Source organism: Vibrio sp. CAU 1672 (assembly GCF_029223195.1).
GTDB lineage: Bacteria > Pseudomonadota > Gammaproteobacteria > Enterobacterales > Vibrionaceae > Vibrio.
This window is the reverse complement of sequence record NZ_JARHUF010000024.1, coordinates 52,568-65,788: the sequence shown is the minus strand read 5'-3', so window position 1 is coordinate 65,788 and position 13,221 is coordinate 52,568. Positions and strand designations below refer to the sequence as shown.

10 protein-coding genes, 1 rRNA gene and 1 other annotated feature are annotated in these 13,221 nt (G+C 49.1%); of the genes, 5 read left to right on the top strand and 6 right to left on the bottom strand.

Features of this window, described 5'->3' with window-relative positions:
- The 4 genes from P2G85_RS17600 to rluD form a co-directional block, all read right to left on the bottom strand.
- Positions 1 to 121, bottom strand: a 16S ribosomal RNA gene (locus tag P2G85_RS17600); the annotation flags it as partial.
- 577 nt (positions 122 to 698) lie between these two features.
- Positions 699 to 3,272, bottom strand: coding sequence for an ATP-dependent chaperone ClpB (gene clpB, locus P2G85_RS17595; RefSeq protein WP_275865375.1), 2,574 nt, complete (start codon positions 3,270 to 3,272; stop codon positions 699 to 701).
- A gap of 120 nt (positions 3,273 to 3,392) precedes the next feature.
- The gene (gene pgeF / locus P2G85_RS17590) at positions 3,393 to 4,124 is read right to left on the bottom strand and encodes a peptidoglycan editing factor PgeF (RefSeq protein ID WP_275865374.1); all 732 of its coding nucleotides are present in this window, start codon (positions 4,122 to 4,124) and stop codon (positions 3,393 to 3,395) included.
- 3 nt (positions 4,125 to 4,127) lie between these two features.
- Entirely contained in the window at positions 4,128 to 5,105 is a 978-nt protein-coding gene (gene rluD / locus P2G85_RS17585) for a 23S rRNA pseudouridine(1911/1915/1917) synthase RluD (protein WP_275865373.1), read from the bottom strand.
- 132 nt (positions 5,106 to 5,237) lie between these two features.
- Here rluD and P2G85_RS17580 point away from each other — a divergent pair, with 132 nt between their 5' ends.
- The 4 genes from P2G85_RS17580 (at position 5,238) to yjjX (ending at position 8,865) form a co-directional block, all read left to right on the top strand.
- Positions 5,238 to 5,966, top strand: coding sequence for an outer membrane protein assembly factor BamD (locus P2G85_RS17580; protein WP_275865372.1), 729 nt, complete (start codon positions 5,238 to 5,240; stop codon positions 5,964 to 5,966).
- A 592-nt stretch (positions 5,967 to 6,558) separates the two neighbouring features.
- Complete coding sequence (gene raiA, locus P2G85_RS17575) at positions 6,559 to 6,885, top strand: ribosome-associated translation inhibitor RaiA (protein ID WP_275865371.1); 327 nt, start codon at positions 6,559 to 6,561, stop codon at positions 6,883 to 6,885.
- Between the two features lie 107 nt (positions 6,886 to 6,992).
- Positions 6,993 to 7,114, top strand: a sequence feature (Phe leader region).
- A 13-nt stretch (positions 7,115 to 7,127) separates the two neighbouring features.
- Positions 7,128 to 8,306 (top strand): prephenate dehydratase, encoded by a 1,179-nt coding sequence (gene pheA, locus P2G85_RS17570; RefSeq protein WP_275865370.1) that lies wholly within the window; start codon positions 7,128 to 7,130, stop codon positions 8,304 to 8,306.
- Positions 8,307 to 8,316: 10 nt separating this feature from the next.
- A complete protein-coding gene (gene yjjX, locus P2G85_RS17565) occupies positions 8,317 to 8,865 on the top strand; it encodes an inosine/xanthosine triphosphatase (RefSeq protein WP_275865369.1) in 549 nt (182 codons plus the stop codon).
- An 80-nt stretch (positions 8,866 to 8,945) separates the two neighbouring features.
- Here yjjX and trpR read toward each other — a convergent pair whose 3' ends face one another.
- Both trpR and P2G85_RS17555 read right to left on the bottom strand, forming a co-directional pair.
- Positions 8,946 to 9,248 carry a trp operon repressor gene (trpR, locus tag P2G85_RS17560; RefSeq protein WP_275865368.1) on the bottom strand — a complete coding sequence of 101 codons (303 nt, stop codon included), beginning with the start codon at positions 9,246 to 9,248 and terminating at the stop codon, positions 8,946 to 8,948.
- Between the two features lie 13 nt (positions 9,249 to 9,261).
- Positions 9,262 to 11,199: a transglycosylase SLT domain-containing protein gene (locus tag P2G85_RS17555; RefSeq protein ID WP_275865367.1), complete on the bottom strand. Its 1,938-nt coding sequence runs from the start codon at positions 11,197 to 11,199 to the stop codon at positions 9,262 to 9,264.
- 320 nt (positions 11,200 to 11,519) lie between these two features.
- Between P2G85_RS17555 and ettA the strand changes: the two genes are divergently transcribed.
- Positions 11,520 to 13,187, top strand: a complete 1,668-nt coding sequence (ettA, locus tag P2G85_RS17550) for an energy-dependent translational throttle protein EttA (protein ID WP_275865366.1) — start codon at positions 11,520 to 11,522, stop codon at positions 13,185 to 13,187.
- Positions 13,188 to 13,221: the final 34 nt, after the last annotated feature.

Genomic DNA, 13,221 nt, shown 5'->3' with positions numbered 1-13,221 from the left:
CGTCCGCCGCTCGCCGCCCATAATTTCCACCGAAGCTTCTATTATGTCGCTGCCGCTCGACTTGCATGTGTTAGGCCTGCCGCCAGCGTTCAATCTGAGCCATGATCAAACTCTTCAATTTAAAGTTTTGATTCCCTAAATAAATAGGGGAGGCTCAATGAATACTGAACATTACATAATGTAATGTTTGAATTGACTGTGCTCTTATTGGTTTTCACTTTTGAAAAAGTAAAACAAAACAGCTCAAGGCTGCACCCAATTCGAATGGTCACTTCGTATCATTGAAACCTAATTTGAAGCTGAAGCTTCGAATTGGATTATCATCAACGAGTGCCCACACAGATTGATAGGTTTACATTGTTAAAGAACTTGCTTTGCGAGAAGCTTTCTCTCAAAGCGGACGGCCATTTTAGCGAGATAACTTATCGTGTCAAACACTTTTTTTAGTTATTTCTCTTAAGGTTATTTCAAACCTCGCCGTCTGCGTTGTCCCGCCCTCGCTTAATCAGCTATCTCGTGACAACGGAGGCGAATTATAGGCAGTTCGTTCGGGAACACAAGCCCAATTTTTAAAAAAATCACCTTTTCCTGCTCGTTCGTACAGTAATTAAGCAAATCGTAATAAAAATGGTACAAAAAGGGGCCAGACGGCCCCTCTACATTATTAGTGTTCACAACATGACTGTTGTGTGGCTTATCTATTGATGCGCCACAATCTGGTCATTGCTGACAATTAACTGCACTTTTTTATCCGGCACAATTTCCCCGGCTAAAATAGCTTTGGCCAATGGGTTCTCCACATTGTGCTGAATCGCACGTTTGAGTGGACGGGCACCATAAACCGGGTCGAAACCTATCTGCGCAATAAGCTCCAACGCTTTATCATTCACTTCTAACTGGAAGCCTTTTTCCTGTAGACGTTTTGCCAGCCGATGAAGCTGGATAGAAGCAATGGATTTAATATGCTCTTTGCCCAGCGGATGGAACACTACATTTTCATCAACACGGTTCAAGAACTCTGGTCGGAAATGCTTATGTACGACTTCCATTACTTCATGCTTGATGCCCTGATAATCTAATGCCGCAAAATTCTCTTGGATACGGGTCGACCCGAGATTTGAAGTCATGATCACCACGGTATTGCGGAAATCGACTGTGCGCCCCTGACCGTCAGTCAGTCGACCATCATCCAGCACCTGAAGCAAAATGTTAAACACATCCGGATGTGCTTTTTCTACTTCGTCTAACAGGATAACGGAGTAAGGTTTACGGCGAACCGCTTCTGTTAAATAGCCGCCCTCTTCATAACCGACATAACCTGGAGGCGCACCGACCAACCGCGCGACCGAGTGTTTTTCCATAAACTCAGACATGTCGATACGCACCATGGCATCTTCACTATCAAACATAAAGCTTGCCAGTGTTTTACACAGTTCGGTTTTACCCACCCCGGTTGGACCTAAGAATAAGAAAGAACCAATCGGTTTGTTTGGATCAGACAATCCAGCCCGACTGCGACGAATCGCATTGGCGACCACTTCAACCGCTTCACTTTGACCCACCACACGTTTATGCAGCACATCCTCCATATGCAGCAACTTCTCTTTCTCTGCCTCCAGCATTTTTGATACCGGAATACCGGTTTGCTTCGACAAAACGTCAGCGATTTCGTTGTCGGTGACTTTATTACGCAGTAACGTCATTTCTTGCATTTCAGCCTGGGTGGCAAGATCCAGCTGCTTTTCCAGTTCTGGAATTCGGCCATACTGCAACTCCGACATGCGGTTAAGATCGCCGGCCCGACGGGCAAACTCCATATCCATACGCGCTTGTTCAAGTTCAGATTTGATATGTTGCGTTCCTGAAAGGGCCGCTTTTTCTGCGTTCCAGATCTCTTCGAGCTCCGCATATTCGCGCTCTTTTTCATGCAACTCTTCGTTCAGCGTTTCTAAACGTTTTTCACTGGCTTCATCATGCTCGTTACTTAACGCTTGCTGTTCAATTTTCAGTTGGATGATCTTACGCTCGAGTTTATCCAGAGCTTCCGGTTTGGAATCAATTTGCAAACGAATGCTGGATGCGGCTTCGTCAATCAAATCGATCGCTTTATCCGGCAACTGGCGATCAGAGACATAACGGTGTGAAAGGCTCGCTGCTGCCACAATCGCGGGATCGGTGATTTCAACATGATGGTGCAGTTCGTAACGCTCTTTCAAACCACGTAAAATTGCAACTGTATCTTCTACCGTTGGCTCATCCACCAGTACTTTCTGGAACCGGCGCTCCAGCGCGGCATCTTTCTCAATATACTGGCGGTACTCATCCAGTGTCGTGGCGCCGACACAGTGCAGTTCACCACGCGCTAATGCAGGTTTGAGCATGTTCCCCGCATCCATAGAGCCTTCACCTTTGCCCGCCCCAACCATGGTATGCAATTCATCAATGAACAGAATGATGTTACCTTCTTCTTTGGCCAGTTCATTCAATACCGATTTCAGACGCTCTTCAAACTCACCGCGGTATTTCGCACCAGCGACCAGCGCCCCCATGTCGAGCGATAGCACGCGTCGGCCACGCAGGCCTTCCGGTACTTCATTGTTAACAATGCGCTGAGCCAACCCTTCCACAATCGCGGTTTTACCAACCCCAGGCTCACCAATGATCACCGGGTTATTTTTGGTTCGCCGCTGTAAGACCTGAATAGTCCGGCGAATTTCATCATCACGGCCAATAACAGGATCAAGCTTACCCTGCTCGGCACGCTCGGTCAGATCGATGGTGAACTTTTCCAGCGCCTGACGCATCTCTTCGGCATTGGGGTCATCCACTTTCTGTCCACCACGGATTTTTTCAATCGCCTCACTGATTTTCTGCTCGGTTAACCCCAACTCTTTAAGCAACTGGCCGAGCGGACCGCGATCCTCGATGGCTGCCAGCAAAAAGATTTCAGATGAGATGTAAGAATCCTGGCGTTTTTGCGCCACTTTGTCACACAGATTAAACAGCGTACCCATTGAACTGGATAACTGGACATCCCCGCCAATACCACTGACTTTGGGCAAGCGATCGAGCATCTCACTGAGTTTCGAACGCAAGTGAGTAACGTCAACGTTGAGCATCGTTAATAGTGGACGAATCGGACTGCCATTTTGATCAAGCAATGCCACCATCAGGTGGACCGGCTCAATATATTGATGATCACGCCCCAACGCCAGTGACTGCGCATCAGAGATAGCGATTTGAAACTTACTAGTAAACCTATCAAGACGCATATCTACCTTCCTAACCTCATCTGAAGTAATTTCATTATTCAGTTAGAAAGATGGCTACGCGTGGGAAGAATTTCAAGGCTGGAGAACAATAAAGCGAATTTATTTGAGGTAATTCAGGGCTTAGTCACCGGCTAACCAGATAAAGGTCGCCTGTCTGCCGGTAATTCCATCACGACGGTAAGAATAAAAGGACTCAGGATCGTGATAGGTACAAAGATCGCAAGCAAACACTTGAGTCACACCCGCTTTGTGTAAACGTTGTTTCGCAAGCCAGGTTATATCGGCTAACCACTTACCTTTACTATCACGCGGAGCAAACGCCTGCACGGCCTGAGGATCAAAATCGACAAAGGCCTGCAGCACATCTTCGCCGACTTCAAACGCTTTGGGGCCGATCGCCGGACCCAGCCACGCCATCACTTCACCCGTAAACAGCGCTAATGCATTCTCTAAGATACCATCCGCTAACCCGCGCCACCCGGCATGTACCGCCGCCACCTGGGTTCCCTGGGTATTAGTCAGCAACACCGGTAAACAGTCAGCGGTCATTGCCGAGCAGATGACATTACTGGCAGAAGTAAACACGCCATCGGCGTCCAATACGTGAGCAGTCGGCTGTGAAACCTGAGCCACGACCGTAGAGTGGGTTTGATTGAGCCAGATTGGCGCATTAGGGAGGTTGGCTTGCTGTACCAGCCAGTCACGGTTCTTTTCAACTAATGACCCATCATCCCCAACGTGCGCACCTAAATTTAGCCCTCGGTATGGACCGGCAGAAAAGCCTCCCCCTCGCGTGGAGGCGAAAGCTCGGACATTTTTAGGCGCTGGCCAGTTGGGAATAATGGTCTTCATTATCTAGTACTCGTCTGGCAGACCATATTCTAGGGTGTCCTGACGCAACGCTTCGGTCATCTCAACCATATCATCCGGAATAGGAGCATGGAACTCCAGCTCTTCACCGGTAATCGGATGCTCAAAACGCAACATAGCAGCATGAAGCGCCTGGCGGTCAAAACCACGGATCATTGCAGCCAGCTCTTCCGATGCGCCAGAAGGAATACGGGCTCGGCCACCATAAGCGGTATCGCCTAACAGTGGGTGCTGTAAATATGCCATGTGGACCCGGATCTGGTGAGTACGACCGGTTTCCAAACGCAGGCGGATACGGGTATGCTCACGGAAATGTTCCGCCACGCGGTAATGCGTCACCGCCGGTTTACCCATTGGGCTGACAGCCATCAACGTACGCTTGGTTGAATGACGCCCAATCGGCTGTTCAACTTTACCACCAGCGGTCATACGTCCGATCGCGATGGCTTCATATTCACGGGTGATATTGCGTTTCTGCAGGGCACGCACTAAACGGGTTTGTGCCGGTACGGTTTTGGCCACCACCATCAAGCCGGTGGTATCTTTATCCAGTCGGTGGACAATTCCGGCACGAGGTACTTCTGCGATGTCTGGGTAATGGTGCAACAAGGCATTCAATACCGTTCCGTCCGGCGTACCAGCGCCTGGATGAACAACAAAGTCACGCGGCTTATTGATCACGATGATGTCATCATCTTCATAAACGATATCCAACGGAATATCTTGCGCTTCCCAGCGTTCTTCATCTTCAAGCTCGGCTTGCAAGGTAATGGTTTCACCACCCATCACTTTGGTGCGAGGTTTGGTTACAACGACACCGTCCACCTGAACTTTTCCGTCTAACAGCCACTCTTTGAGGCGAGAACGGGAAAAGTCGGCGAACAACTCTGCGATAGCCTGATCCAGACGTTGGCCTAACTGGCTATCTTTTACGGTATTTGTTAATTCAATCTGCTGAGCCATATCGAACTTTTTTAAAAACAGTGAGACTAATGCTCACGACTGTGGAAAAATATAACCAACATTGTATCTGTTACTGGCTAGAAAGTAACGGCAGCTTAAGAAATATTTAAATTCAAGGAACAGACTCCTGATATGAGACATCAGACTTTAACAGGCCTTTTAGCGGTATCCCTTCTGTTTGGCTGTGCAAGCAAAGACGAAATCATTCCTGATGTGCCCCCTTCCGTATTGTATTCAGAAGCGCAAACGTCGCTGCAAAGTGGTAACTGGCTTTCTGCGATTGAAAAACTCGAAGCCCTCGACTCTCGTTACCCATTTGGTGCTTATTCCGAACAGGTACAGCTGGATCTCATTTACGCTTACTACAAAAACGATGATCTGGCGCTGGGGCTGGCGACCATTTCTCGCTTTATGCGTTTAAATCCGACTCATGAAAAAACCGACTGGGTACTGTACATGCGCGGCCTGACCAACATGGCGCAGGATCGCAACTTTATGCATGACCTGTTTAATGTTGACCGAAGTGACCGAGATCCAGAGCCGGTAAAAAAAGCGTTTGATGATTTCAAAAAGCTCTTGGAACGTTACCCGAACAGCCCATATGCCGAAGATGCACAAAAACGCATGATCGCACTGAAAAACCGTCTGGCCAATTACGATCTGGCGACCGCCGACTTTTATCTACGACGAGAGGCCTGGATTGCTGCGATCAACCGTTGTCAGGAACTGCAAAAATCATTTCCTGATACGCAAGCGGCTCGCAAGTCACTGCATATTCAGTTAAAAGCGTATCAAGAACTGGGACTGGATGATGCCATCGCACGTACTCAAGCGCTGATTAAGCTCAACCCATCTGACTAATACGTTAATATTAACCCCGCTCTGGTTGAACCTGGAGCGGGGTTACTCTTCTTCACTCTCAGGCACTCACACCTCTCCCGCGACAATCCAGACTGTTCCGCTCTGCTCGGGTTTGTTTTCCCTTCTGTTCTTATCTTGCGTCTTGTCTTGCGCCAGAAAAGACTGACTGGCTTTGAACGACTTAACATCCGACACGCAAGCATCAGTTATTCAACCCGCCGACAAAGCAACCGGGCTAAAAACAAAAACACCGCCCATAAAACAGAGCGGTGTTGATAGAAAACAGGCATTTATCACGAGCATTGATCCAGTTCACAAAAAAACGCTGGTTAAATTTTAGCTCATATTGAAAAAAGGCTGAACAACATCCCTAAAAACGGGACAGTTTTCAGCTCAGTACTCTATCCAATCTAACCAATTCACCTCCGATAACAAGTAAATTCACGATCTATTGCGACACTTCTTGAGAAAGATCACATTCGTTTTTGATTAGCAAAAACGCCTTAATAAAGGTGACTTTTATCACATTCTTTTATGCTCAACGCGGTAATCTGAATTCAACCCATGAGGGATGAAACAGAGGAAAACATTTATGACAATGAACATTACTGGTAAAAACATCGAAATCACCTCTGCAATCCGTGCTCATATTGAGAGCAAATTTAAAAAGCTGGAGAAATGGCAAGTAGACATCATCGGATGCCAGGCAACATTCAGTGAGGAACCGAACAAACAGAAGAAATTCGAAGCCGTGATTAAAGTTCCTAAAGGCCAGCTTATCGCCTCAGCGACTCACGACGATCTTTACGCCGCTATCAACGAAGTGGAGCAAAAACTAGAGCGACAATTGAATAAGCTGACCCACAAACCGACAGCCCGTCGTGCAAGTAAGCTTGAGCTAGTAGAAGAAGAAGAGTAAACCGACCAGATTGAGGAAGTAGCGCCGAAAGGCGCTATTTTTTTGCTTGACGCTCCCCGCTGGCTTGCTTATTGTGTTGAAACATTCACAAATGAATCACTATTTATGCACTTAACCCCACTGTTTATTTTTGACTTCTTTTTCCTTCCCTAGTCGGAGGGGCTAACTCGTTTGTGAAAGAAAAGTCAAAAACAAACAGAAAGCCTCCCAACTTGGGGGGCTTTTTTATAAGGAAAGAATTGATGACTGACCAACCTATTTCCCTGGAAGAGATCCGCACCAGACTCAACGAGCTGGATGATAACCTGCTGAAACTGCTATCAGAACGACGCAAGCTCAGTATTGAAGTGGCCAAGAGCAAGGTGCAAACCGCCAAACCGGTGCGCGACGCCGTGCGGGAACAACAACTCTTGGTCAAGCTGATCACCAACGGGCAAGCAAAGTACGACCTGGATGCTCAGTACATCACCAAACTTTTCCATACCATTATCGAAGATTCGGTCCTGTTGCAACAAAGCTACTTACAGAACCAGGTTAATCCTCAACACAGCCGCAAGCCTCTCGCCCGCGTGGCCTTCCTCGGGGCCAAAGGCTCATATTCGCACCTGGCAAGCCGCGAGTTCTTCAGCCGCAAAAATACCGAGCTGATCGAACTCAATTGCGATCACTTTAAGGAAGTCGCCCAAACGGTGGAGTCTGGTCACGCGGATTATGGGGTACTGCCGATCGAGAACACCAGCTCCGGCTCAATCAACGAAGTGTATGATCTGCTGCAGCACACCACACTGTATATCGTCGGTGAGCTCACTCAACCGATTGAGCACTGCTTAGTTGCGACCCAGGATATCCGTCTGGAAAACCTCAAAACGCTCTACTCACACCCACAGCCTCATCAACAGTGCAGTGAGTTCCTCAGCCGTCTGAAAGGGGTCAAGCTGGAATCGTGTGCCAGCACCGCCGATGCGATGCAGAAGGTCCAAGAGCTTCACCGCGATGACGTCGCCGCTATCGGCAATGCTTCAAGCGGTAAACTTTACGGCCTGCAGGCGATTCAGGGCAACATTGCCAACCAAACCGAAAACCACACCCGTTTTATAGTGGTTGCGCGTAAACCGGTTGAGGTCTCCACACAAATTCCGGCTAAGACCACGCTGATCATGTCCACCTCCCAGGAGGCTGGCTCATTGGTAGAAACGCTGTTGGTGTTGCAACGTTACGGGATCAATATGACCAAACTGGAATCGCGTCCTATCATGGGTAATCCGTGGGAAGAGATGTTCTACGTTGATCTCGAAGCGCATCTCGACTCAGAAGAAATGCAAAAAGCGTTGCTTGAACTGACCAAAATCACCAAGCACCTGAAAGTTCTGGGCTGCTACCCGAGCGAAAACGTCAAACCGACCCAGGTCAAACTGAACTAAAAGGACACCCATGAGCTCTGAGATCATAGTAGGCCAAAAGGTGGTGATAGCCTCACTGAACCCAGCCAAAATCAAAGCCGTGGAGAGTGCATTTTGCAGTGCATTCCCCGGGCAAACATTCGAGTTTACTGGTGTCAGCGTTGCGAGCCAGGTTGCCGATCAGCCGATGAGCAATGAAGAAACGCATCTTGGAGCCTTAAACCGAGTAAGAAATGCCAAAGCAGCACTGACTGATGGGGATTTCTACGTTGGCCTGGAAGCCGGCATTGAAGGTAGTATGACCTTTGCCTGGATGGTCATTGAATCGGACTGCGTCCGGGGAGAGTCACGATCTGCCAGCTTGATGCTGCCGCCTCTAGTACTGGAAAAGCTTCAAGATGCCAACGAATTAGGCGATGTGATGGACGAGGTCTTCGCAACCGATAATATTAAGCAAAAAGGGGGCGCGATCGGTTTGCTCACCCAGCACCAGCTGACGCGCAGCTCGGTATATCATCAAGCCCTGATCCTGGCCTTGATCCCCTTTACCAACCCGGATCACTTCCCGGTCAACTTATAGTCATAATTCGCCCTTAACAGGTAAACACATTAAGGGACGGGTCAGACAACCAAATAAAAAGGGCGGTATCACCGCCCTTTTTATTTTTTTTCATTATCGAGCAATGTCTTCAATGCCCGCTTGTCTGTATCAGATTTGGATTTCAGTTCATTCGAACCGCGAGTGATGGTCGCAATCCCTACCCCCAGCATCTGACTGATCTGGCGCTGGGATAACTCTCCTTTGAGTAGCTCATGGAAAATATTCACCCGCGCGATCAGGGCGTCCCTCTCATCTGGCGTCATCAACATTGTCAGCAACATCTCATGCTGCTGGTCTGCGACACTCGCCTTAATCAACTCAACGATCTGTTGCCAGTCTTTATACTCGGGGTCTTGTGACATCCAGTTACCTCTCTCAATACTTGGTATTGATCTCATGCTGATTCAAGAACGCACCGTCGATGCCCAGTAAATCACGATAATAGGTTTCAAACATTAATATGTTCTGTACATAACCTCGTGTTTCTTTAAACGGAATGGCCTCGATAAATGCATAGGCATCCAGTTTACCCTGGGTTCGCTCTCGCCACGTTTTTACTCGGTTAGGCCCCGCATTATAAGCAGCGAGCGCAAAAATACGATTATTATTGTAGTCCTCAAGTAATCCTTGCAGATATTGAGTACCGATTTCGATATTTTTCCCGACATTGTATAAATCGTCGCTATCCTGATAGCTCAATTGATACTTGTGCGCGGTGTACTTGGCGGTCGAAGGCATGATCTGCATAATTCCCCGCGCCCCAACCGGAGAGCGCGCCTCAACATCCAGTGCACTTTCCTGCCTGGCCAATGACATCAGGGTGATCGGGTCCAGACCATGTTTATCCGCATAAAAATTAAACCACCAGCGATGCGCGATCGGGAAGCGCAACTCGATGTTATCCCACATTTTGGCTTGAATGCTGGCTGTGACGGTTAAATGGTGCCAGCGCTTTGATGCCGCGTACGCCGCCAGCATGGATTTTTCATCTTTACTGACCCGTCCCAGCAAATACTGCCACTCACTTTTCGCCGCAGCAATTTTATCGACCGCAATCAACTCCTCAATCCGGACCAATGCATCCTGATAGGGCTGCAAGACTTTACGTTCCAGCTGAACTGAGCTCGAGGGATAGTTAAAGGACTGACCAATGCGATTAGCCGCTGCCACACTGTAAAAGTTACGCTGGCCCACCAGTTTACTTAAACGCTGCTTACCTTTTATTTCATCCCCTAACGCAATTTCACTGCGCCCGAGCCAATATTGCCAACGCAGTGAGGCCTGGCGTTCCGCGTCCAGCTTAGCGATCCACGCTCGCACGGCTTGCCAGTCTGCGTTTTGGATCGCTAGACGAATGCGCGTTTTTATCAAATCCGCGTCCGAGCTCTGCCCTATCACCTGATCTCGCCATACCGCCAACGCCTCCGATTCGGTACGGATCAGACGCAATGCAATATAGTCCGCCAAAGCCTGAGCTTGTTGCGCTGGGATCTGCTGCGCTTTGACTGCCCTGGCATACTGCGCTTGTGCCTGCTCAACGTTCTTTCTGGCCAGCTTCTTCAGTGCGTATTCCACTTGCGCACGATAGAAATCATCAGCTGGATGACGTTGAGCAAACTTGGCGACCTTCTCTGGTTGGTCAAACAGGGCCAGCATCTGCAGTGCCTGCTGCTGCGCCTTGTCTGCTTTTGGCAAAGTTTTGAGATAACGCATAAGGCGACCGTTACGAGCCTCAAATGCCAGCAGCATACGCTGCAAAATCAAGGCGTCGCTGCGTCGACCGGCCTCATTCCAGGCCTTAAACAGCGCATCGCACTCATCGGCAATATTCTGCCCGCGCAACCACATGCGCTCAGCCCCCTTAAACGCCGTCTCAGTGTTGCCAAGCTGATAATGAGTCCGGAAAAAAATACACTGGTAACGCTCGCCGACCGGCTCGCTACGCTGAAACTCAGCAATCGTCGACCAGGCTTGCTGGCGATAGAGATAGTCTAAATAAGGGGCACGAATACGTGTAGCGAACGGAAACGTCTGGTGTTGGTTGATAAACGCCTCTACCTGCTGCCAGGAGAGCTCTGGAAACTGCCGTAACAGTACCCGGTAATCGATATAGGGGGTGAGTGGGTAGTCGGCAATATTGGTTCTTATGGCATGATAAGCATCGATATTACGCTCATCGATCAGTTGCTGCGCCTGCTCATAGAACTCACGCTGCTTATTCAGGCTTAATGCTGCATCAGCCGAAAGACTGACACAGCACAACGTCATTGCGCAGCACATCTTCTTCGCCCACGGCGATAAATCAAATCTCATCGTTTCTTATACCCTCAGATGCGTCGATGCACCGACTTCGCTTGCATGCACAACCTAAAAGAGAGGAGGCAGAGCCCTGTATGCAATAGGCTCCGCGCGCTCTTCATCGTCACTACTTACCTGTCAGACATAGCGATACGATACACGTTGCAATAGCATCGCCAAATAACCAAAGTGTATACCTTAAAACTGTGAGTTTCCGGTCAACTGCAGATAAGAAAACCGACCAAACGCGAATTTCTTGCATTGCGGTAACAAAAGCCGGGCAGTTGGTATAAAATAGCCGCTTTACATGACAGTTAATTTAGGAACGATCGGCAATGGCTGAATACGTATATACCATGTCGCGGGTGAGCAAAATTGTGCCGCCCAAGCGTCAAATTCTGAAAGACATCTCCCTGAGCTTCTTCCCTGGTGCGAAAATCGGTGTTTTAGGTCTGAACGGCGCAGGTAAATCCACCCTGTTACGTATCATGGCAGGTATCGACACGGATATCGACGGTGAAGCACGTCCACAACCAGGCCTGAACGTGGGCTACCTGCCTCAGGAACCGGTTCTGGACGAATCAAAAACAGTTCGTGAAGTGGTTGAAGAAGCGGTTGCTGACGTTGCTGGTGCCATGAAGCGTCTCGATGAAGTATATGCAGCTTACGCAGAACCTGACGCCGACTTCGATGCGCTGGCCAAAGAACAAGGTGAGCTGGAAGCACTGATTCAAACCAAAGATGGCCACAACCTGGAGAACACACTAGAGCGCGCTGCGGATGCACTGCGTCTGCCAGAGTGGGATCAGAAGATTGCCCACCTGTCTGGTGGTGAACGTCGCCGTGTTGCCATCTGTCGTCTGCTACTTGAGAAGCCAGACATGTTGCTGCTCGACGAACCAACCAACCACCTGGATGCTGAGTCAGTCGCGTGGCTGGAACGCTTCCTGGTCGATTACACCGGTACGGTAGTGGCGATTACCCACGACCGTTACTTCCTCGACAACGCTGCGGGTTGGATTCTTGAACTTGACCGTGGTGAAGGTATTCCATGGCAGGGTAACTATACTTCTTGGCTGGAGCAGAAAGACGCCCGTCTGCAACAAGAAGCCTCACAAGAGAAAGCTCGTCAGAAAACCATTGAGAAAGAACTTGAGTGGGTTCGTCAAAACCCGAAAGGTCGTCAGGCGAAATCTAAAGCACGTATGGCACGCTTTGAAGAGCTACAAAGCGGCGATCACCAGAAGCGTAATGAAACCAACGAACTGTTCATTCCGCCAGGTGAGCGTCTGGGTGACAAAGTAATTGAAGTGAAGAACCTGACTAAGTCATTCGACGGTCGCGTTCTGATTGATGACCTGTCATTCAATATGCCTAAAGGTGCCATCGTTGGCATCATTGGTGCCAACGGCGCGGGTAAATCAACCCTGTTCAAGATGCTAAGTGGCACAGAACAGCCAGATTCAGGCACCATCGAAATGGGTGATACCGTAAAACTGGCGTCGGTTGATCAGTTCCGTGACAGCATGGACGATTCAAAAACGGTATTCCAGGAGATTTCTGAAGGCGCAGATATCATCAAGATCAACAACTTTGAAATTCCGGCTCGTGCGTACTGCTCTCGCTTTAACTTCAAAGGCTCAGACCAACAGAAAATCATCGGCGAGCTGTCTGGCGGTGAACGCAACCGTGTCCACCTGGCCAAGCTACTTAAAGCTGGCGGTAACGTGCTGCTGCTCGACGAACCGACCAACGACCTTGACGTAGAAACGCTACGAGCGCTAGAAGAAGCCCTGCTGGAGTTCCCTGGCTGTGCCATGGTGATCTCGCACGACCGTTGGTTCCTGGACCGTATCGCTACCCACATCATTGACTACCGTGACGAAGGCCAGGTCAACTTCTACGAGGGTAACTACACCGAGTACATGGACTGGCTGAAAAAGACCCTTGGCCCTGAGGCTGCAGAACCACACCGAATCAAGTACAAGCGTATTACCAAATAATCCTTGCTTGAATTATGCTCAAAGGTCGCTATCA

Coding starts and splice junctions, on each gene's coding strand:
- trpR (WP_275865368.1), bottom strand. CDS start 9,248: ATGTCACAAGACCCCGAGTATAAAGACTGGCAACAGATCGTTGAGTTG.
- yjjX (WP_275865369.1), top strand. CDS start 8,317: ATGAGCTCTGAGATCATAGTAGGCCAAAAGGTGGTGATAGCCTCACTG.
- rluD (WP_275865373.1), bottom strand. CDS start 5,105: ATGGCTCAGCAGATTGAATTAACAAATACCGTAAAAGATAGCCAGTTA.
- pheA (WP_275865370.1), top strand. CDS start 7,128: ATGACTGACCAACCTATTTCCCTGGAAGAGATCCGCACCAGACTCAAC.
- P2G85_RS17555 (WP_275865367.1), bottom strand. CDS start 11,199: ATGAGATTTGATTTATCGCCGTGGGCGAAGAAGATGTGCTGCGCAATG.
- raiA (WP_275865371.1), top strand. CDS start 6,559: ATGACAATGAACATTACTGGTAAAAACATCGAAATCACCTCTGCAATC.
- ettA (WP_275865366.1), top strand. CDS start 11,520: ATGGCTGAATACGTATATACCATGTCGCGGGTGAGCAAAATTGTGCCG.
- P2G85_RS17580 (WP_275865372.1), top strand. CDS start 5,238: ATGAGACATCAGACTTTAACAGGCCTTTTAGCGGTATCCCTTCTGTTT.
- pgeF (WP_275865374.1), bottom strand. CDS start 4,124: ATGAAGACCATTATTCCCAACTGGCCAGCGCCTAAAAATGTCCGAGCT.
- clpB (WP_275865375.1), bottom strand. CDS start 3,272: ATGCGTCTTGATAGGTTTACTAGTAAGTTTCAAATCGCTATCTCTGAT.